A 20,770-nucleotide genomic window follows, 5' to 3' on the forward strand; every position below is an offset into this window, starting at 1 on the left:
ATGGATAATCGTTTAGGCATTTCAGGTCGAATAGCAAAAGCATTCCAGAATTCAGCAATGACCCCTTTGTTAGCTTTGGTTGGGTTGTTGATGGGTGTATTCGCTGTGATGGTGACCCCTAAAGAGGAAGAGCCGCAAATAGATGTCACCTTTGCCGATGTTTATATCCCTTTCCCCGGCGCTTCACCTGCGGAAGTTGAAAGTTTAGTCACCAATCCTGCTGAACAGATCATTTCTGAAATTCAAGGAATTGATAAGATCTATTCTTTTTCTCAACCTGATGGCGCAATGATTGTGGCCATCTTTGAGGTTGGAGTACCACGCAACGAAGCTGTAGTGCGTATTTATAATAAGCTCTATTCAAATAAAGATTGGATGCCAGCCGGTGTCGGCGTCGGTGAACCAATCATTAAACCCAAAGGCATTGAAGATGTGCCGATTGTCAGCATAACCTTATCAGACAAGTCAGGGCTTTATGATAGTCAACAACTAACGCAAGTAGCTCATGGTTTAGAAACGGAGCTTAAGCGGATTGATGGCACACGTGATATCTACACTGTTGGACGCCAACCTACGATTGTCGATGTTCGATTAGATCCCGTCAAAATGAATAGCTTTGGTATCACGTTAGATCAACTTAATCAGCATTTACCGGCGGCGAATGCCAGTTCAACTATGCTGAAGTTAACACATGACAATCAGCAGTTTCCGATTCAGGTAGGTCAGTTTTTAACTCGAGTAGAAGAAGTAAAACAACTGGTTGTTGGGCTACATAACAATACGCCAGTCTATTTATCTGATGTCGCTACAGTGAACTTAGGTGTCGATACCCCAACACAACATGTTTGGACTAGTGATAAGCAAGGCATTTATCCTGCGGTCACACTAGCCATTGCTAAGAAAGGGGGCGAAAATGCGGTGCGAGTCGCTCAAGTTGTTGAGGCGCGTGTTGCTGAATTAGAGAATCAATTGATACCTAAAGGTATCAATGTCGAAATTACCCGTGATTATGGCCAGACAGCTGCTGACAAAAGTAATACCTTAATAGCCAAATTAATTTTTGCTACCACAGCGGTTGTGATTTTAGTTGTGCTTGCGATGGGCTGGCGTGAAGCGATAGTGGTTGGTATTGCAATTATTGTTACGTTGATGATCACACTCTTTGCCTCATGGGCGTGGGGCTTTACCCTCAATCGCGTTTCACTTTTTGCGTTGATCTTTTCGATCGGCATTTTGGTTGACGATGCTATTGTCGTGGTTGAAAACATCCATCGACATATGGCGCTGGGCAAGAATAAATTGTCGGAGCTTATCCCGGTTGCTGTTGATGAAGTCGGTGGGCCGACGATTTTAGCGACGCTAACAGTGATTGCCGCTCTATTGCCGATGGCTTTTGTTTCGGGGCTAATGGGACCGTATATGAGCCCAATTCCGATCAATGCATCGATGGGGATGTTGATCTCTCTGGCGGTGGCGTTTGTGCTTTCACCATGGCTTGCAGGGAAATTTCTTAAATCAGCGCCACATCATCCAGAAGGCAAAGCCGCGAGCGGTATTTTCCATCGCATCATGAACCCCTTTGTAACCTCATCGTCACAGAGGCGTAATCGTTGGTTGTTGCTGTTGGGGGTATTTGCTCTTATTACTGGGTCAATCTTGCTACCAGTGACGAAAGCCGTCATCTTAAAAATGCTGCCTTTTGATAATAAATCTGAGTTCCAAGTTGTACTTGATATGCCAGAAGGTGCATCACTTGAAAAAACGCAACGTGTGTTGTTTGAATTAGGTGCGGTGCTTAATAATGTTCCAGAAGTGAGTGGCTACCAAATTTATGCAGGTACGGCGGCTCCGATTAACTTTAATGGTCTTGTACGTCACTATTTTATGCGTAACCAAGCCAACCAAGGGGATATTCAAGTTAACTTACTTGGGCGTAAAGAGCGAGATAAAGACAGTCACAGCATTGCAAGTGAAGTTCGCCCATTACTTAATGAGGTTGCTCAGCGATTTGGCGGTAAGGTAAAGGTCGTCGAAGTACCACCCGGGCCACCCGTTTGGTCGCCTATCTTAGCGGAAGTGTATGGACCAACACCTGAAATCAGAGCACAAGCTGCGCGACAATTAAGAGATATTTTCCGTTCAACACCAGATATTGTTGATGTCGATATGTACTTGCCTGAAATTCATCAAAAATGGCAAGTGGTGATTGATCGCAGCAAAGCTTCTCACTACCAAGTACCTTATGCGTCGATTGTTGATGCATTGGCAACAGCTGTGGGTGGAAAGCCTGTCACTTATCTGCACAGCGAGCACAGTAAATATCCGATTCCCGTTCAAATTCAAGCGACTGAAACGGCAAAAGTTCGCTTAGAGCAAGTGCTGAATATGAAAGTGGGGAGTTTGACGGGCAGTGCGTACCCATTATCGGATTTGGTAGAAGTGCGTCAAACGCAAATGGATGACTATATTGTGCATAAAAACCTGCTACCGATGGTGATGGTTGTTGCTGATATGACGGGTGAAATTGATAGTCCACTATATGGCATGTTTGAAATGGCACTTAATATGGATGAGTTGGGGCTACCGGTTGAGCAGTACTATATTCATCAACCCACGGGTTTAAATGGTGTGGAAATATTCTGGGATGGTGAATGGACCATCACTTATGAAACCTTCCGCGACATGGGTATTGCCTACGGCGTGGGAATGATTTTGATCTACTTATTGGTGGTTGCTCAATTTAAATCTTATCTTGTGCCTTTGATTATTATGGCTCCAATTCCACTCACTATTATTGGTGTGATGCCAGGGCATGCCATTTTAGGCGCTCAGTTTACCGCCACGTCCATGATTGGGATGATCGCACTGGCGGGGATCATCGTGCGCAATTCGATTTTGCTGGTGGATTTTATCAACCAACAGGTTGAAGCCGGAATGGAATTTTCGGAAGCGGTAATTCAATCGGCCGCGGTGCGAGCAAAGCCGATTATGTTGACAGCGTTAGCGGCAATGATCGGTGCGGTATTCATTCTCGATGATCCCATTTTTAATGGGCTAGCTATCAGCCTTATCTTTGGCATATTTGTATCGACGGTACTGACCTTGCTGGTGATTCCTGTTCTGTACTATGTGGTGATGAAGAAACGTTTTTGCCACCATTAGCATGAAATGCGCAATCTAGTCGTTGGCCGCCTTATTTAATAATGAGGCGGCCTTTTTAGTTTAATAATCGATCACACTGGTTATTGGACAGTGGTCACTCAAGTGGTATTTAAGGACTTGCTCACTTGGGTAGGTGATCTGTTGAGTTTGTGATGTTTCTAATGCGCGACTGACAATCACATGATCAATCAGAGAACGAAACTGATGAGTTTGTTGTGGGTTTTTGTTAGAGCGTACCTTACAAACCGCGGCTGTATGTTGACTAGCCAGTAGTGGGGATTGAGCTGTCCCCTCGGTTATTACCTGCCATAACCAGTCGTTGGAGTAGGCCAAGTTGTGATTGAAATCGCCGAGGATGACATAGGCTTGATTCAATCGCTCTTTTTCTAATAGCCATTGATTGAGCACTAGGCCTTGTGCTTTCAAGGTTGTGCAGTTGGCTGAGTTCGCTCGGTATTTTCCGCTACAACCTGCTTTGAGGTGTACCGATAGCAAATGAATCTGTCGTGGAGTGTTTGGATAAAGAACCACATAGCTCGCAAAGCGAAGCTTATGCTTGTTGTTGGGCGTGAGGTTGAGATCGTCAGGATCAGAAAAAGGAATGCCTTGGCGTATAGCAAAACCTGTGTATTGATTCTGGTCGTTAAACTGATAATGGCGGTTGTCTTTGCTTGAGCGATCAGAGATAAGCACATCATATTCCATCCCTACCACGCGCTGTATTGCTTCTTGGCTATCGACTTCCTGAAATGCCAGCACATCGGGTGCAACATGTTGAAAATGGTGGTTTAGAGCCGATAAATCTTGTTCAGTTCGTTGTGACTCGGTAATTTTTGCCGACGGTGTCAGCGACAACCACTCTATATTCCATGTCGCTAATTTGAGATTTTGTGCCCATCCACAAAAAGAGATCGTAAAAAGTATTCCTGCCGTTAAAACACGTCGAATTTTTGATTTTTTCATACGAATATTTTGCCTGCCTCATCTAAGCCTTTAGCCTAGCAGGTTTTGTGAAAATTCAAGAAAAAAATCACCCAAAATTGCAATTTTCATCGTTTCTTTTCTAAGTGAGAAGTAACACTCTAAGATCGAATTGATCTTGTACGATGCTTGTTATTTGTTGATCTAAATCAATACGCTGGAGTAGTCGTTCTCGTTAAATACGCCACAACATATTGTGTCAGTCGGATAATAAACTGCTCTATATAGTGTATTTGTGGATAAGTCTGTGGGTATGCTCGGGGTAAGGAGAAATGGTGAAACCTATCGTAATCAAACGTGACGGATCGAGAGCCCCGTTCAACCGTGATCGCATTCAATCTGCTGTTGAAAGTGCTGCTGAGCATGTCGACCAAGAGATCGCTATTTATGCGTTAAATGTTGCTCTGGCGGTTGAAATAAAGCTGAAAGATTACGATGAAGTCCATATCGCTGAAATTCAAACTCTGGTAGAGAACGAGCTAATGCAAGGTCCTTATAAAGCATTAGCTCGTTCATACATTGAATACCGCCATGACCGTGATATCGCACGTGAAAAACAGAGTGCTTTAACACAAGAAATTGAAGGCTTAATTGAAGAAAGCAACGCAGATTTGCTCAATGAGAATGCCAACAAAGACGGTAAAGTGATCCCTACACAACGTGATTTATTAGCGGGTATTGTGGCTAAGCACTATGCAAAAACGCGCATTTTACCTCGCGATATTGTGCAGGCTCATGACGAAGGTGATATTCATTATCACGACCTTGACTACGCTCCATTTTTCCCGATGTTCAACTGCATGCTGATCGATTTGAAAGGGATGCTAACCCACGGCTTTAAAATGGGTAATGCAGAAATTGACACCCCAAAATCGATTTCGACGGCAACGGCGGTGACTGCGCAAATTATTGCTCAAGTGGCGAGTCACATTTATGGTGGCACGACCATCAACCGTATTGATGAAGTGCTTGAACCGTATGTGATCACCAGTTACGAAAAACATTTAGAAATCGCCAAAGAGTGGGATATCCATAATCCTGAAGATTTTGCTATTTCACGTACTGAAAAAGAGTGTTACGACGCGTTCCAATCGCTTGAGTACGAAGTCAATACACTGCATACCGCGAATGGGCAAACACCGTTTGTTACTTTCGGTTTTGGTTTAGGGACGAGCTGGGCATCAAAACTGATCCAGCAATCGATTCTTAAAAATCGCATTGCGGGTTTAGGCAAAAATCGCAAAACCGCAGTGTTCCCTAAATTGGTCTTTGCTATCAAAGACGGCTTAAACCACAAAGCGGAAGATCCAAATTACGACATCAAACAATTAGCTCTAGAGTGCGCGACTAAGCGTATGTACCCAGATATTTTAAACTACGATAAAGTGGTTGAAGTGACAGGTTCATTCAAAACCCCAATGGGTTGTCGCAGTTTCTTGAATACTTACGAAGAAAATGGTGAGTTACTCCACGAAGGGCGCAACAACTTAGGCGTGGTTAGCATGAACTTACCACGTATCGCGTTAAAAGCGGGTGGCGATGTGACCAAATTCTACGCATTGTTGGATGAAAAACTAAAACTTGCTCGTCGTGCACTCGAAACGCGTATTAGCCGTCTTGAAAAAGTGAAAGCACGAGTTGCGCCAATCCTATATATGGAAGGGGCGTGTGGTGTGCGCTTGAAAGCTGATGATTCTATTGCGGATATTTTCAAAAATGGTCGCGCTTCAATCTCACTAGGTTATATCGGTGTTCATGAAACTATCACCGCATTGTTTGGTCAGCAGAAGCATGTGTATGACGATAGTGAATTGCGCGAGCAGGCGTTAAATATCATTAAACACTTAAAAGATGCCGTAGAGTTGTGGACTGAAGAAACCGGTTATGCATTTAGCTTGTACGGCACGCCTAGTGAAAACCTTTGTAGCCGTTTCTGCCGTATTGATGCTAAAGAGTTTGGTGTTATTGAAGGGGTCACAGACAAAGGCTATTACACCAACAGCTTCCACTTAGATGTTCAGAAGAAAGTAAACCCGTACGATAAAATTGACTTTGAGATGCCTTACCCAGACATTTCTAGTGGTGGATTTATCTGTTATGGCGAGTTTCCAAACATGCAGAGAAACGTGGAAGCGTTGGAAAATGTGTGGGATTACAGCTATAGCCGCGTGCCTTATTACGGTACAAATACGCCTATCGATGAATGCTATGAATGTGGTTATACCGGTGAGTTTGAATGTACAAGCAAAGGTTTTACTTGCCCTAAATGTGGTAACCATGATTCCTCTAAAGTATCGGTGACTCGTCGAGTGTGCGGCTACTTGGGTAGCCCAGATGCACGCCCATTTAACTTCGGTAAGCAAGAAGAAGTTAAACGACGCGTGAAGCATCTGTAATACTGGGTCAGTGAGATTTCAATGCATTATCATCAATATCACCCGATTGACGTAGTCAATGGCCCAGGGACACGCTGCACGCTGTTTGTCTCTGGGTGTGAACATCAATGTAAGGGGTGTTATAACCAAGGAACGTGGTCTTTGCGATCTGGTCATGCTTATTGTGCGGCATTAGAAGATCAAATCATTGCTGATCTCAACGATACTCGCATTAGACGTCGCGGGTTGTCATTGTCTGGCGGAGACCCACTGCATCCACAAAATGTCGCTTCCATCTTACACTTGGTTAAGCGAGTTAAAGCTGAATGTCAGGGTAAAGATATCTGGCTATGGACCGGCTACACGTTAAATGAACTCAGTAATGAACAGCAGCAAGTCATTGAATATATTGATGTGTTAGTCGATGGTAAATTTGAACAAGATAAAGCCGATCCAAGCTTGGAATGGCGTGGTAGTTCCAATCAAATAATCCATCAATTTAGACTGTAAAAATTCTGTATCTAGTGTTAACGTGAAGGTCATTGCTTGAATTTCAAAGGGTTGTGACTTTCATGTTTTCACACTTACCAACACCAACACTTGATCCAATACTTTCATTATCCGTTGCATATCGTAACGATCCTCGCGCTGAAAAGGTTGACCTAGGCATTGGCGTTTACCGCAATAGCCAAGGTGAAACGCCAATCATGCGCTCAATCGCTAAAGCGCAAGACATTGTTGTCGCTACACAAACCACCAAAGCTTATGTTGGACTTGCTGGCTGCGAAGAGTTTAACCAAAGCATGGTTAATTTACTGCTTTCAGGAACATCAGCGATGGATCGCGTAGCTGCAATTCAAACTCCTGGTGCCAGTGGTGCGCTGAGAATGCTTGGCGATCTCATGCGTATTGCTCAACCTGAAACTACAATATGGATCACCGATCCTAGCTATGTGAACCACAAACCTGTAATGGAAGCCGCTGGCCTGAAAGTGAGATACTATGCTTACTTCAGCCGTGATACTAAACAAGTAGATACCGCACGTATGCTTGAAGATTTAGCACAAGCAGGGCCAAAAGATGTGGTGCTTTTACATGGTTGTTGCCATAACCCAACAGGTGCTGATATCGATTTTGCTGCATGGCAAGAAATTACTAAGCTTGCGCAAAAGAACGGATTTATTCCGTTTGTTGATATTGCATACCAAGGTTTTGGCGATGGTTTAGAAGAAGATGCTCAAGGTCTTCGCTATATGGCTGATAACATAGAAGAAATGTTGATTACTACTTCATGTTCGAAAAACTTTGGCCTGTATCGTGAACGGACGGGAGCGGCCATTGTTGTGGGTAAAAATGCGCAAGATGTGGCGAATGCAAAAGGCAAACTTCTGACGCTAGCGCGTTCCACGTACACCATGCCACCTGACCATGGCGCAGCATTGGTGAAAACGATTTTGCAAAATCAAGAGTTAACTGCAATTTGGAAGCAAGAGTTAAGTGAAATGCAGCAGCGTTTGTTAAACCTGCGTAAAACCTTGTGTAATCAATTGAGAAATCAACATAATACTTCACAATTCGACTTTATCGAAAGTCACAAGGGCATGTTTACTGTGCTAGGCTTTACTGTAGACCAGATGACTCAGCTACGTGAGCAATATGGTATTTATGGGGTGGGGGATGGTCGAATTAATATTGCAGGTCTATCTGAAAAACACATTCCTTATGTAGCAGAAGCGATAGTAAACATCTCTTAAATTTTTATCAGTTTGATTAGGTGAATGAATGAAACAGCAATGGAAAGTTATTGTTCCTTTAATGCTCAGTGGCAGTTTAATGGCGTGTAGTACTACCAGCCAAATACCCGTTGAACCGGAGCAAAAACCTAAAGTTGAACAACCCAAACCAGAAACTGAACAGCAAACGAAACCGGCTGAAAAGCCGGTCGAAAAACCAGCGATTGTCCTCAAGGCGAAAAAAACGTCAGATGGCAAGTTGATTCTGGGTGAAAAAGAGTGGGTGTATGTCCCCGGCTTAAACGAAAATTTCAGAGCGCGTGTTGATACAGGCGCGACGACTTCTTCAATCAGTGCGGTTGATGTTGTTAACTTTGAGCGCGACGGGAAAGATTGGGTTAAGTTCAGAATTGAGCATGATAATGTTAAAAGTGACGAGATCAGCTTACCAGTTGAGCGTTGGGTGAATATCCGTCAATCTAGTGCTGAAGGTACACAACAGCGTGCCGTGGTAGTGGCATGGATAGAAATCGGTGATCTTAAAGAGAGAACGGAATTTACGTTGGCCGACCGCACTCACTTAACATTTCCGTTGTTATTGGGGCGCAGCTTCTTTAAAGATGTTGCCGTTGTTGATGTGAGCCGTAAATACGTCCAGGACAAGCATAAGTAACGACTTATTTTCTGTCTTATTAATGCATTAAATAGACCAGCACTCTGTTGCTGGTTTTTTTATTACGTAATTAAAGGGAGTTACAGACATAAAAAAGCCAGTGAAAGGAGCCATTCACTGGCAAGTTAGTCGAGGGGGACTAAGAAAAAAATAAGTGAGCAGCATGCTGCTCACTGGTTCAATCTCATCGCTTTTAAGCGGTTGCAGCAGACTTATCATCCGCTTTAGCACGGTTTTTCAAGAAAGCGTAACCAAAGCCTGTCACTGCGGTACCTGCTGCAATGGCAACTAGGTACATCAATACTGGTGTGATTGCATTTGGGATTAGTAGTACAAACAGACCGCCATGTGGAGCCATCAATTTAGCACCAAACAGCATAGACAGCGCACCTGTTAATGCCCCACCCGCCATACATGCAGGGATGACTCGCATTGGGTCTTTCGCTGCAAATGGGATAGCACCTTCAGAGATAAAGCATAAGCCAAGAACAAATGAGGCTTTACCTGCTTCACGTTCACCCGCTTCAAATTTATCTTTCGCTAGGAAGGTTGCTAAACCCATACCCAATGCAGGTACCATACCGGCGGCCATGATGGCAGCCATCGGGGCGTAAGTTTGTGAAGCCAATAGACCAACACCAAAAGTGTAAGCCGCTTTGTTGATTGGGCCACCGAGGTCGAAACACATCATCGCACCAAGAATAACACCGAGTAAGACCGCGTTAGCAGAACCCATGTTGTTCAGGAACTCTGTCATTGCTGTCATGATACCAGCTACAGGACCACCGACGACGTAAATCATTACCAAGCCAGTAATCAAAGTCGCAATAAATGGAATGATTAGAATTGGTTTCAATGCTTCCATTGATTGAGGTAATGAGACTTTATCAGCAATAAATTTGGCTGAGTAACCGGCAATGAAACCGGCTGCAATACCGCCAAGGAAACCAGCGCCAGTAGAGCTTGCCAACATACCGCCAATCAAACCAGGAGCAAGGCCAGGGCGGTCTGCAATAGAAAACGCAATGAAACCCGCAAGTACAGGGATCATCAAAGCAAAGGCAGAACCACCACCAATAGTCATTAACGCGGCGGCTAATGTGCCTTCTTCTTTAAACGCTTCTATACCGAAAACAAAGGATAGCGCGATGATCAAACCACCTGCGACCACGACTGGAAGCATGTGTGAAACACCAGTCATCAAGTGTTTGTAAACACCTTTTTTCTCTTCAGTTTGATTACTATTGGCTGATGAAGAGTGCGTGTAAGTAGCCGCTTGATTAAAGGCATTAGTAATTTCTTGCTCGGTTTTCTTCAGTGCAAGGCTGGTGCTGGTTTTGTACAATTTTTTGCCATTAAAGCGTTCAAGTGGTACTTCAATGTCTGCTGCAATGATAACCAGATCAGCATCAGCAATTTCTTCGGTTGTTAATTGATTTTTTGCACCGACTGAACCGCGGGTTTCAACCTTAATTTGGTGGCCAAGGCGCTTACCGTGTTCTTCCAAAGCCTCTGCAGCCATAAATGTATGAGCGACACCTGTTGGGCAAGCCGTAATTGCAACAATCTTTTTAATGGCATTGGCTGCAGTATTTGTCGCAACAGGAGCCGATAAAGTGGTAGCAGTTTGCGCGGTTAGTTCAGTCGCTTCGTTTACCGCTTTGTTCAAAAAAGCACTAGGATCTGAGGTACAAGCGGAAATCTCACTTTGATACACTTTTTTGCCGATGAAGCGAGTAGTATCTAGCGGTGTGTTTGCCGCAATAATAACGACGTCTGCGTTAGTAATGTCACTATCGGAGAGCGTATTACCTTGAATGACACTTGAATGACATTCAACGTTAGCAGTCCAATTAAGGGATTTTGCTGCTTGTTCAAGTAATCCGGCAGCGATAATGCTGTTTGCGACGCCACTAGGGCATGCAGTGATAATGGCAATATTCATAGTTACGACCTTCTGTCCTTATGAGTTAGCACTTTGACTAACGGGTTGTAATTGGATTTGTTGTTGTAGGGTTTCTAATTGTTCAGGGTTTGACATACCAACGCCCACTTGAGTGACAGCAAGTGCAGAAAGTGCTGTAGCGAATGTGAGTAGCTGAGTTTTTTCCATGTTTTGCATGTGTCCCCAGCAAAGTCCGGCGACGAGTGTATCTCCCGCACCCACAGTGCTGACTACTTGCATGCGGGGTGGTTTCGCATGTAGCCATTGGTTTTGATTGAGCCACATCACACCATTAGCGCCCATGGAAACCACAATATTGTCGATACCTTTCTCAGCGAGTTGCGCGGCAGCCTGTTGACATTGTTCTGGTGAGTGAAGATCTCGTCCGACAAATTGAGACAACTCTTCATCATTCGGTTTGATAAGCCAAGGATGTGCATCTAGGCCTGCTTTGAGGGCTTCACGGCTGCTATCAAACAGCACTTTTTTACCCATAGAGTGCAGTTTTTCAATCCATGATGCACAAAGCGCAGGTGAGATGCCTTGTGGTAAACTACCCGCTAACACAAAGAAATCATGATCCTCGGCAAGTCTTAGTAGTGTTCGTTCAAACTGTTCAATAGCAACTGGTGTGACAGCAACACCAGGGAAATTGATATCACTCACTTCACCGGAGGCTTCTACCAATTTAACGTTGATTCGAGTTGAACCATCAACACGGACAAACTCATCTTTTGCGCCTATTTCTTCAAATAACTGACAGAACATTTCTTGATTATCACTGCCAAGAAAGCCCGTGACGGTCACTTGAGCACCTAAATCACTCAGTACTTTTGCAACGTTTACGCCTTTACCTGCGGCATGAAGTGAACCTTGCTCAACCAAGCTAACAGAGCCGGTATTGAGTGTGTTCAGGCTACCAGTTAAATCAAGTGCTGGGTTGAGAGTGATAGTGACAACTTTATTGGTCATAATTATGCCCTCAACCTTCACCTAAGCCAGAAGCAATCGCTTTACCGATGGATTCTAAGGCCAGAGCCGCGTCTGGACCTTCTGCTGAGAATTGAAGTTGATGGCCATGCTTGACACCAAGCGCAATCACTTTCATCAAACTTTTTGCGTTCACAACTTTACCGTCACCATCAAGATTGGAGACCTTAATGGCCGACTCAAATTTTTTCGCTTCTGCAACCAACATTGCACCGGGGCGAGCATGCAGACCGTGAGCATTCTTAATTTTGAATACCGCTACGTTTCCAGAGTTGCTTTCTTCAGCAGTAGCTGTTTCTTCATTGTTGAAGAACGCTAAAAGTTGCTCAGTCGTTGCATTGAGTAAAGTATCTTGCTGTTGTTGGAAGATCAGTTGTGAAATTTTACTCAGTATATTTTGGTGAGCACTGTTACATGCCGCAAGTGCAATCAATGCTTTAACTGGAATTTGGTTGTATTCGCAAGCATTAGCTGTGGAGACAAAAGCCATCGCCGTACGCTTCACGGACTTATCACTGCTGACTAGCCATAAACCTTTGCCTAAATGTGTCGGTTCTTTAGTCACCAGTTCCGCAACAAAGTCATTTTCAGCGCAACCGGTGTTGCGCAGCAAGCCACCAGCAACCGCGCTCAGTTGCACCATATCACTGGCAGGGAAAAGTAGTTGAATAAGAGATGCATCAAAATCAGTCTCAAATTGAACTTCACCATTAAGTAAAGCGATAACGTCGTTTTCGGTTCTTGCTTGCTTTAGTTTTTCTTCCACGCCATCGGCTGAAAGTACTTTGGTAAGTTGTTTAAGAATACCTAAATGTTCGTCTGATTTTGCTGCGATACCGATAGCAACATAAACCGTATTACCATCCCCCCAATCAACACCTGAAGGAAAATGATGAACAGCCACACCTGTCTGTTTAACCAATGAACGTGTGTCAGTAGTTCCGTGTGGAATAGCGATACCATTGCCAAGGAACGTAGAATTCTGTGCTTCGCGGTTGAGCATTCCTTCAACATAGCCAGAATCGACCAGTCCTTTTTCAGCAAGATCGGCAGCGATAGCTCGAATCGCATCTTGTTTATTGGCTTGCGATTGGCTCAATTTAATATTATTTGAGGTGAGTTGCAGCATGTTGGCCCCTTGTTGCCTTGCGGCTTATTCGTTATCACTAATAGAAATAAAATCAGTAATAGTTTAATAATCGTATTTCATCAGGCTGAATCGATTCAGCTTTCAGTCCAAAAAAATTCAGCAAACGCATTTATTATCAAAAAAATGGTGCTGTTGATTGAAATGAGTACTAAATGTCGTGCTGTTTATCATTTCTTTGTTTTGCTGAATCCTTTCAGCTTTAATACTGAATCGATTCAGCGTATAATTCAACCTCATCAGAGAACGAATGATTGTTTCTATGATCAGACGCACATAATAAGAGTAGTTGATATGACACTAGATGAAATAGCCAAGTTGGCTGGTGTTTCTAAAACCACGGCCAGTTATGTAATTAATGGCAAAGCTCAGAAGTATCGAATTAGTGAAAAAACACAGCAAAAAGTGATGGACGTGGTCAATGCTCATAACTATCGCCCAGATCATGCTGCCTCTGCATTAAGAGCTGGCAATAGCCGATCGTTTGGGTTGATTATTCCTGATCTCGAAAACACCAGTTACGCTCGTTTAGCTAAATTGCTTGAGCAAAACTCTCGCCAGGCGGGCTACCAAATTTTGATCGCCTGTTCTGATGATGACGTTCAAACTGAAATGTCGGTTGCGGATGCCTTAGTTTCTCGTCGAATTGAGGCGCTTTTTGTTGCTAGCGCAATTCCTAATGCCAGTGATTTTTATCAAAAATTACAAAATGCAGGTACGCCAGTCATTGCAATTGACCGCCCGTTAGATGATGAATTTTTTGCTTGTGTTATCAGCGAAGATTTTAGCGCTGCTTATGAATTGACCCATTCTTTACTTAACCAAGAGATAAAAACCGTAGGACTGGTTGGCGCATTGCCAGAACTTAATATTTCTCAAGAACGTCAATTAGGCTTTGAGTCGGCGCTACGTAGCCAAAATATTGCAAGCATTGTAGGTTATGGCGAACACTTTAACCGTGAAGAAGGCAAAAAAGTGGTATTGAATTGGCTAGAGAACGATCAAATGCCAGATGCTATTGTTGCGACCTCTTATACTTTGTTAGAGGGAATCCTCGATGTGTTACTCGAGCAACCTCAATTGGTCAATAAAGTTAAGTTGTCTACTTTTGGTGACAATCGATTACTTGATTTTCTACCGTTCAAAATTAACTCATTGCCACAGCAATTTGAACTCATTGCAGACAGCGCATTAGCCCTTGCATTAAACGCTTCAGCAAAGCGTTATCAATCGGGCATTGAATTAATACCTCGAAAATTGAAGGTGCGATCTGCGTAACGACAAACAATGCCTCTAGCGGACAAGTTTTGAGAGCTGTTAGATCGCATTTCTTTGCTAATCGGGTATCATAGAGCGACGCGTACCACTGTATTTTAGGGTTGGAATGAAGTTTCTTCACACCTCTGACTGGCATCTCGGCCGACAATTCCATAATGTGTCTCTATTAGACGATCAACGAGACGTACTCAACCAATTGATTACGTACTTACAAGATAACCCGGTCGATGCTTTGGTCGTGGCGGGGGATATCTATGATCGTTCTGTGCCGCCAACCTCTGCGATTGAATTGTTAGATGACGTGGTGACGCGTGTATGTCATGACTTAAGTATCCCGATGATTCTCATCCCTGGCAACCATGACGGTGCGAAACGGCTTGGTTTTGCGGCTAAGCAGATGCAGCATTCCGGCCTACACATCATCAGTAATTTTGAGCAGATGATGCACCCTGTGGTGTTGCGAACAGCATTGTCAGGCGAAGTCGCTTTTTACGGAATACCGTATAACGACCCCGAATCGGTTCGTCACCATTTTTCAGTGTCAGTGGCTGATCACAACGAAGCCCATCAATATCTTGCTACACAAATCACCGAACAATGGGACACAACACAACGCCATGTTTTGATCAGTCATTGCTTCGTCGACGGAGCAATCGAGTCTGAATCTGAACGTCCTTTATCAATTGGTGGTTCGGATCGCGTCAGCCATGAACATTTCACGCCATTTGATTATGTTGCTCTTGGACATTTACATCAGCCACAGAAAAAAGGTGAAGAGTACATTCGTTATTCTGGCTCGTTGATGAAATACAGTTTTTCCGAGCAACACCAAAAGAAAGGTGCAACACTGGTTGAATTGGATAGCAACGGTTTTGTAAGTGCAACCCACGTCCCGCTGAGTGCTCCTCATAGTATGCGAATTATTGAAGGCGAACTGGATGAGGTGATTGAACAGGGTAAGACCGATCCAAACAGCCATGATTATGTATTGGTTCGTTTAACGGATAAACACGCGATACTTGACCCTATGGAGAAACTTCGTAAGTCATACCCCAATGTATTGCATCTTGAAAAACCGGGTATGCTGATTGGTGTGGATCAGGAGATGAGGCGTGCTCGTCTTGCACGTGGTGAAGTTGATATGTTTCGAGATTTCTTTTTAGAAGCGAAACAAGAGGCATTGACACCTGCTCAAGAACAAGCTGTGGTTGAAGTTATCCAAGCATTAAAACCAGGAGTTGAACGGTAATGCGTCCATTGAAGTTGACTTTGCAAGCTTTCGGCCCTTTTGCTAAACAAGAAATCGTTGATTTTACCGTTTTGGGAGCATCTCCATTATTTCTGATCAATGGGCCTACCGGGGCAGGAAAGAGCTCGTTGCTGGACGCTATTTGCTATGCGTTATACGGCGAAACGACGGGCAGTGAACGTACGGGTGACCAGATGCGTTGTGACTATGCTGACCCTCATACTTTTACCGAAATTATTTATCGCTTTGAATTGGGTGGTCGAACTTTCCAAGTGGTGCGTTCTCCTGACCAAGAGGTGCCCAAAAAGCGCGGTGAAGGTACAACGAAAAAAGCACATGCTGCCTCGTTATACGAACTGGTTGATGATGAGCTAAAACTGCTGGCCAATCGCCCGAATCCGGTGGCTAAAGCAATGGTCGATCTGATTGGCTTGGATGTTAAACAGTTTCGACAAGTGATGGTTATTCCACAAGGAAAATTTCGCGAACTATTGACGGCAAATTCTAAAGAACGTGAGCAAATTTTCGGTCAATTATTCCAAACCCATATTTACAGCCAAATTGAGCGTGCGCTTTTTGATAAAGCAGCAGGTATTCGTAAAGAGAAAGAAGAATTTGATAACCAAATCAAAGGTGCTCTGGACGTTGCTAATGTGGATAGCGAACAGCAACTGCAAGAGAGTATTGAATCGCTCAAGCCTGAACTAGAAAGCGCTCAGTTGGCCTACCAAAACAGTCAAAAAGCACTTGAGGTCATCAGAGCCGAGCAAAAAAGTGCTCAAGTTTTAGCACAACAATTTCAGATGCAGCATACATTGCTAGAGCAGCAAGCGGTTCATCTTTCGCAAACAGAGGAGATAGATAGGTTACGATTGCAGCGCCAAAATGCGTTGAAAGCGACTCACCTAGACTCGCTCTACAACACTTTTCTTGCTTCTCAACGCCAATTGGAAGAAGCCAATGGTGTATTGATCGAAAAAGAAAAAGCGTTTTCAGCGGCAAAGCAGTATTTGCTTGAAGCGAAAACAGAGCAACAACGTGTCACCGAACAAATAAAAGTCATTCCAAGTCTGACAAAGAAAATATACGACTTGAATGTGATCAAAACAAAGCTAATTGAACGCGATAGTCATCAGCAAGCATTACAGAGAGCGCTGCGCGATGTTGATATTGCGACCCAAAATAAGCATAACCTGCAAGCTGCGCTCACTCAGTTTGAGCAACAAATAGTTGATAAACGCAAAGAGCTAGAGCATGTTGGTCAACAATTGGCAGAGTTAAGCACCAAGCGTTTAGAGCTTAGCAATATCAATGTATTGATTGATGTTCACCACAAAATAGAACAAACAACACAAAAGCTGAGTGCTGAAAATGCGCAGCTAAAGCAAATCTTGTTACAAGTTGAACAAGCGCAACAAATGACACAACAAGCGAAAAGGCATGCCGATAGGCTGGAGATGATTTGGCATACTAATCAAGCTGCGGAATTGGCTCGTAATCTAGAACAAGGAGATGCTTGTCCTGTGTGTGGCAGTTGCGAGCATCCTCATCTCGCCAGTTTTTCCGAAGATACGGTGACTAAAGATCAAGTTCAACAAGCAAGAGAAGCTCAACAACAGCAACTGATTAATGAGCAAGCAATCCTTAAACGTCAGCAGCACAGTGAAACGCAAGTGGCTTTGCTAGAGCAGCAGCTGCAAGGGTTTGTGGCACAATTAACGGTGAAGGAACAAAGTTTAGAGCAATTGCTTCAATATCAGAACCAATTACAGCAGCAAATTATTCAACTTGAGCAGCTCAATCCAGACCAATTAGCACAGCACATCAATGCGCTCGAGCAGCAACAGATAAAAGCGAAACAGAATTTTGATGAACAACAGCAGAAAGTGGAAGGCGCTAAGATCGCGGTAGCGAAAGAGCAAACTGAAGTCGATAGCTGTAACCAAAGCATTCCTCAACAATACCTTGATAAGTCATATTTAGATGGTGTTGTGTTGCAGTCCGAGCTGCAATTAGAAAATCTACACCGCTTAGATGTTGAAACTAAAGAAAATTACACTCAAGCTAGCGCACAATTTTCTGGTACGGAGTCGGCGCAGAGTAGTGCTGCTGAACAACGACAAAAATGCCAACAATCACTGAGTAAGGCTCAGTCGGAGTGGCTGCTCGCTCTTGAGGACAGCAGTTTTGATCATGAAGCACATTACTTACAAGCTCGTTTAGCACCTGCGCAGCTTGAGCAACTTGATCGTCGAATCAAACAATTTGATGATGCGAGTGCAACGTTCAAAGGGCAACTACAAGCCTTAGCCAATGAGTTACGAGATAAAAAGCAGCCTAATGTAGAAGATTATACCTTGGTTGTTGAGCAAGCTGTACAACAGCAGCAAATGGCATTCAACACGTTAGCTGAATTACGTTCAAAAATGGACAGTTACCAAGGTGTCAAAGAAAGAATCGCTATTTTGTACGCGAAAAACGAGGCACTAGAAAAGTCATATCAAGTGGTTGGTACCTTAAGTGATATCGCTAATGGCAAAACGGGTGCTAAAGTTAGTTTACATCGTTTTGTTCTTGGTGTGTTGTTAGATGATGTGCTCATCCAAGCCTCAATGAGGCTGCAGATCATGAGTAAAGGGCGCTATCTATTGAAGCGCAAAGAAGAAAGAGCCAAAGGTAATGCAGGCTCTGGGCTCGATTTAATGGTCGAAGATGGCTACACAGGGAAATGGCGTGATGTTGCCACGTTGTCAGGAGGTGAATCATTTATGGCTGCATTATGTTTAGCGCTTGGTTTATCTGATGTGGTTCAGTCGTACAGCGGTGGTATCAAACTGGATACGTTATTTATCGATGAAGGCTTTGGCAGTTTGGATCCCGAATCGTTGGATCTAGCGATCCAAACACTCGTCGATTTACAACAAGGCGGTCGCACGATAGGTATTATTTCTCATGTTAGCGAATTAAAAGAGCAAATTGCGCTGCGCATCGATGTTGATGTGACAAGAAACACAGGTAGCTCGATAAAACTTGTTGCATAATGTGTGTGGTATTAACTATCTTGATACAAGATAGTGCTAAATAGAGATCGTTAAACCACGTGTCACTTATCCATAGGCTAGATAGATAGGGAGACACAAATGATGATTTTGAAAATAGACAGGCCAACTTGGTAAGGTTATATGGAAGTTGTTAAAAAAATATACCAATATGCTGAACCTAATTTGACCCTCGTTGGTTGGATGGGGTTTGTTGGCTTCCCAATTTATTATTTCGTTTGGACCTATTTATTCCCGCAACCTTACGAAAGTATTCTTCTGCGTGGTGTTTGTTCGATCTTATTTGCAAGTATTGCTTTTCGAAATGTATTTCCCAAGCATATTCAACGTTATGCGCCTTATCATTACTTGTTCGTTATAGGTTTTTGTCTGCCATTCTTTTTTGGCTATATGATGTTAATGAATGATTGGTCGACCATTTGGGCAATGTCGTTTATGGCCTCAATCTTTTTGCATATTTTGTTAGTACATGAAACTAAAGTGATGCTAATACAAGCCGTTATTGCCTTAGTGTGCGCTTATTTTACCGTGTATAAAATAATGCTAGTTCAACCAACTGTGATCGTTGAATGGCCTTACATTCCTATCTTCTTATTCACTTACGTATTTGGCAATTTATTCTACTTCCGCAATCAAATCGAGCATGAAGCGAAAGTTTCCATTGCTAAATCATTTGGTGCTGGGATTGCCCATGAAATGAGAAACCCTCTCAGTGCGTTAAAAACCTCAATGGAAGTGCTAAGTTCTGTTTTGCCTAATTCGAATGAATCAAAAAAGGAAGTGTATCCGTTACCAGCTAAAGATCTGACTCTTATCAGAGAGCTATTGAATGATGCAGATGAAGTGATTCGTTCAGGCAATGATACGATCGATTTGTTGTTGACTTCGATAGATAAAAATAGAGTTTCAGCATCTACTTTTAAAAAGATCTCTGCACAAATTGTGGTAGAAGAAGCATTACACAGTTTTTCTTATAAAAAAGCTGAAGATAAGCAATCGGTCACTCTTGAAGTGATTGATGATTTTGAATTTTTTGGCAGTAGTACGCTTTTAAAATACACCCTATATAATTTGTTAAAAAATGCATTTTATTATCAGAATGGTGATTCATTTAGCATCCATATCACTTTAAAAAATCAAGGTGATCAGCATACTATTTTATTCAAAGATAATGGGATCGGTATTGAAGAACACTTGTTAGAAGATATTTTTAAAGACTTCTATACTTTTGGTAAAAATGGCAGTTATGGATTAGGCTTGCCATTTTGCCGTAAAGTAATGAAAGCTTTTGGAGGTAGTATTAGTTGTCGCTCGATATTAGGGGAGTGGACTGAGTTTACCTTAACCTTCCCACGTTATACTTCAGAAAAAGTTGCACATATTAAATTAGATCTCATGAAGTCTAAGACGTTATTGTATATTGGAAGAACCAGCATGGTGAACCGATATTTGAGTGAAAAATCATTTTATCTTGGGTTTCGTTTGAATAATATTGAGCCAGATGACGCCTTGGAAAAAGAGGAATTCGAGTTTGAGTTTGATTTAATCATCGTAGATTTGGAAATACTCAACGAGTCTCCAGAGTACCTGACAAAACTAGAGTCAAAATTGCACTTCACAGAAGCGAAAATTTGTTATTTGTACGATCAAAATCAAGACTATGCTTTAAATATGGATCGCCATTTAACTATTTACCCCGTTGAAAAGCACAAGTTATTACTGGGTGGTGCTGCAATCATTGAACAGTTGATGTTTGAAAGCTCAGAGTTAATGATGGACAAAAATCAGATACCAGCTAAGCGGTATGATTATGAAAAGCGCATACTACTTGTCGACGATAATCATTCTTTGCGCAGCTTCACCGCTTTATTACTAGAAAAGCAAGGATTTGAAGTATTGCAAGCCAGTGACGGTAAAAATGCAATGGCTATGCTTGAGAGTAATCCTATAGATTTAATCTTTATGGATATAGAAATGCCAATTATGGATGGTATTGAAGCTACCTCATTGATTCGTTCTGGATCTACGCCATATAAAAATATCCCTATTATCGGATATACAGGGGATACTAGCTCAGCAACACTTGATAAAATTCGCACGTCAGGTATGAATGATCATATATTAAAGCCTGCAGATAAAGATTTATTACTTAGTAAATTAGGTCGATGGATATAACCC

Annotated in this window: 13 protein-coding genes; 9 read left to right on the plus strand and 4 right to left on the minus strand. The window is 42.9% G+C overall.

All coding sequences use genetic code 11. The features are described from left to right. Positions 1–3,162 carry an efflux RND transporter permease subunit gene (locus tag MCT08_RS15670; RefSeq protein WP_171980487.1) on the plus strand — a complete coding sequence of 1,054 codons (3,162 nt, stop codon included), beginning with the start codon at positions 1–3 and terminating at the stop codon, positions 3,160–3,162. A 60-nt stretch (positions 3,163–3,222) separates the two neighbouring features. Here MCT08_RS15670 and MCT08_RS15675 read toward each other — a convergent pair whose 3' ends face one another. Continuing rightward, a complete protein-coding gene (locus MCT08_RS15675) occupies positions 3,223–4,125 on the minus strand; it encodes an endonuclease/exonuclease/phosphatase family protein (protein WP_274678829.1) in 903 nt (300 codons plus the stop codon). A 293-nt stretch (positions 4,126–4,418) separates the two neighbouring features. Between MCT08_RS15675 and nrdD the strand changes: the two genes are divergently transcribed. The 4 genes from nrdD (at position 4,419) to MCT08_RS15695 (ending at position 8,924) form a co-directional block, all read left to right on the plus strand. Further along, positions 4,419–6,539 carry an anaerobic ribonucleoside-triphosphate reductase gene (nrdD, locus tag MCT08_RS15680; RefSeq protein WP_168787026.1) on the plus strand — a complete coding sequence of 707 codons (2,121 nt, stop codon included), beginning with the start codon at positions 4,419–4,421 and terminating at the stop codon, positions 6,537–6,539. 21 nt (positions 6,540–6,560) lie between these two features. Continuing rightward, positions 6,561–7,028: an anaerobic ribonucleoside-triphosphate reductase-activating protein gene (gene nrdG, locus MCT08_RS15685; RefSeq protein ID WP_053310637.1), complete on the plus strand. Its 468-nt coding sequence runs from the start codon at positions 6,561–6,563 to the stop codon at positions 7,026–7,028. Between the two features lie 62 nt (positions 7,029–7,090). Continuing rightward, positions 7,091–8,272 (plus strand): amino acid aminotransferase, encoded by a 1,182-nt coding sequence (locus MCT08_RS15690; protein WP_053310638.1) that lies wholly within the window; start codon positions 7,091–7,093, stop codon positions 8,270–8,272. A 28-nt stretch (positions 8,273–8,300) separates the two neighbouring features. After that, positions 8,301–8,924, plus strand: a complete 624-nt coding sequence (locus tag MCT08_RS15695) for an ATP-dependent zinc protease family protein (protein WP_053310639.1) — start codon at positions 8,301–8,303, stop codon at positions 8,922–8,924. A gap of 193 nt (positions 8,925–9,117) precedes the next feature. On the opposite strand, the gene fruA is transcribed toward MCT08_RS15695, so the two are convergent. The 3 genes from fruA to fruB are packed head-to-tail and all read right to left on the minus strand — an operon-like array spanning position 9,118 to position 12,988. Next, positions 9,118–10,869: a PTS fructose transporter subunit IIBC gene (gene fruA, locus MCT08_RS15700; protein ID WP_274678830.1), complete on the minus strand. Its 1,752-nt coding sequence runs from the start codon at positions 10,867–10,869 to the stop codon at positions 9,118–9,120. Positions 10,870–10,887: 18 nt separating this feature from the next. Further along, positions 10,888–11,841 carry a 1-phosphofructokinase gene (gene pfkB, locus MCT08_RS15705; RefSeq protein WP_274678831.1) on the minus strand — a complete coding sequence of 318 codons (954 nt, stop codon included), beginning with the start codon at positions 11,839–11,841 and terminating at the stop codon, positions 10,888–10,890. 10 nt (positions 11,842–11,851) lie between these two features. Next, complete coding sequence (gene fruB, locus MCT08_RS15710) at positions 11,852–12,988, minus strand: fused PTS fructose transporter subunit IIA/HPr protein (RefSeq protein ID WP_171980491.1); 1,137 nt, start codon at positions 12,986–12,988, stop codon at positions 11,852–11,854. 162 nt (positions 12,989–13,150) lie between these two features. Between fruB and cra the strand changes: the two genes are divergently transcribed. From cra to MCT08_RS15730, 4 genes are all read left to right on the plus strand, one after another. Next, the gene (gene cra, locus MCT08_RS15715; RefSeq protein ID WP_274678832.1) at positions 13,151–14,284 is read left to right on the plus strand and encodes a catabolite repressor/activator; all 1,134 of its coding nucleotides are present in this window, start codon (positions 13,151–13,153) and stop codon (positions 14,282–14,284) included. Between the two features lie 106 nt (positions 14,285–14,390). Next, entirely contained in the window at positions 14,391–15,533 is a 1,143-nt protein-coding gene (locus MCT08_RS15720; protein WP_274678833.1) for an exonuclease SbcCD subunit D, read from the plus strand. Continuing rightward, positions 15,533–18,574, plus strand: a complete 3,042-nt coding sequence (locus MCT08_RS15725; RefSeq protein ID WP_274678834.1) for an AAA family ATPase — start codon at positions 15,533–15,535, stop codon at positions 18,572–18,574. Before MCT08_RS15720 ends, MCT08_RS15725 begins: the two co-directional genes overlap by 1 nt. Before the next feature lie 141 nt (positions 18,575–18,715). Continuing rightward, entirely contained in the window at positions 18,716–20,767 is a 2,052-nt protein-coding gene (locus MCT08_RS15730) for a hybrid sensor histidine kinase/response regulator (RefSeq protein WP_274678835.1), read from the plus strand. The last annotated feature ends 3 nt before the right edge of the window (positions 20,768–20,770 follow it).

The sequence above is a fragment of the Vibrio aestuarianus genome (genome assembly GCF_028858425.1).
Taxonomy (GTDB): Bacteria; Pseudomonadota; Gammaproteobacteria; order Enterobacterales; family Vibrionaceae; genus Vibrio; species Vibrio aestuarianus.

Coding starts and splice junctions, on each gene's coding strand:
- MCT08_RS15725 (WP_274678834.1), top strand. CDS start 15,533: ATGCGTCCATTGAAGTTGACTTTGCAAGCTTTCGGCCCTTTTGCTAAA.
- fruA (WP_274678830.1), bottom strand. CDS start 10,869: ATGAATATTGCCATTATCACTGCATGCCCTAGTGGCGTCGCAAACAGC.
- MCT08_RS15670 (WP_171980487.1), top strand. CDS start 1: ATGGATAATCGTTTAGGCATTTCAGGTCGAATAGCAAAAGCATTCCAG.
- MCT08_RS15695 (WP_053310639.1), top strand. CDS start 8,301: ATGAAACAGCAATGGAAAGTTATTGTTCCTTTAATGCTCAGTGGCAGT.
- MCT08_RS15675 (WP_274678829.1), bottom strand. CDS start 4,125: ATGAAAAAATCAAAAATTCGACGTGTTTTAACGGCAGGAATACTTTTT.
- MCT08_RS15720 (WP_274678833.1), top strand. CDS start 14,391: ATGAAGTTTCTTCACACCTCTGACTGGCATCTCGGCCGACAATTCCAT.
- fruB (WP_171980491.1), bottom strand. CDS start 12,988: ATGCTGCAACTCACCTCAAATAATATTAAATTGAGCCAATCGCAAGCC.
- MCT08_RS15730 (WP_274678835.1), top strand. CDS start 18,716: ATGGAAGTTGTTAAAAAAATATACCAATATGCTGAACCTAATTTGACC.
- cra (WP_274678832.1), top strand. CDS start 13,151: ATGAGTACTAAATGTCGTGCTGTTTATCATTTCTTTGTTTTGCTGAAT.
- MCT08_RS15690 (WP_053310638.1), top strand. CDS start 7,091: ATGTTTTCACACTTACCAACACCAACACTTGATCCAATACTTTCATTA.
- nrdG (WP_053310637.1), top strand. CDS start 6,561: ATGCATTATCATCAATATCACCCGATTGACGTAGTCAATGGCCCAGGG.
- pfkB (WP_274678831.1), bottom strand. CDS start 11,841: ATGACCAATAAAGTTGTCACTATCACTCTCAACCCAGCACTTGATTTA.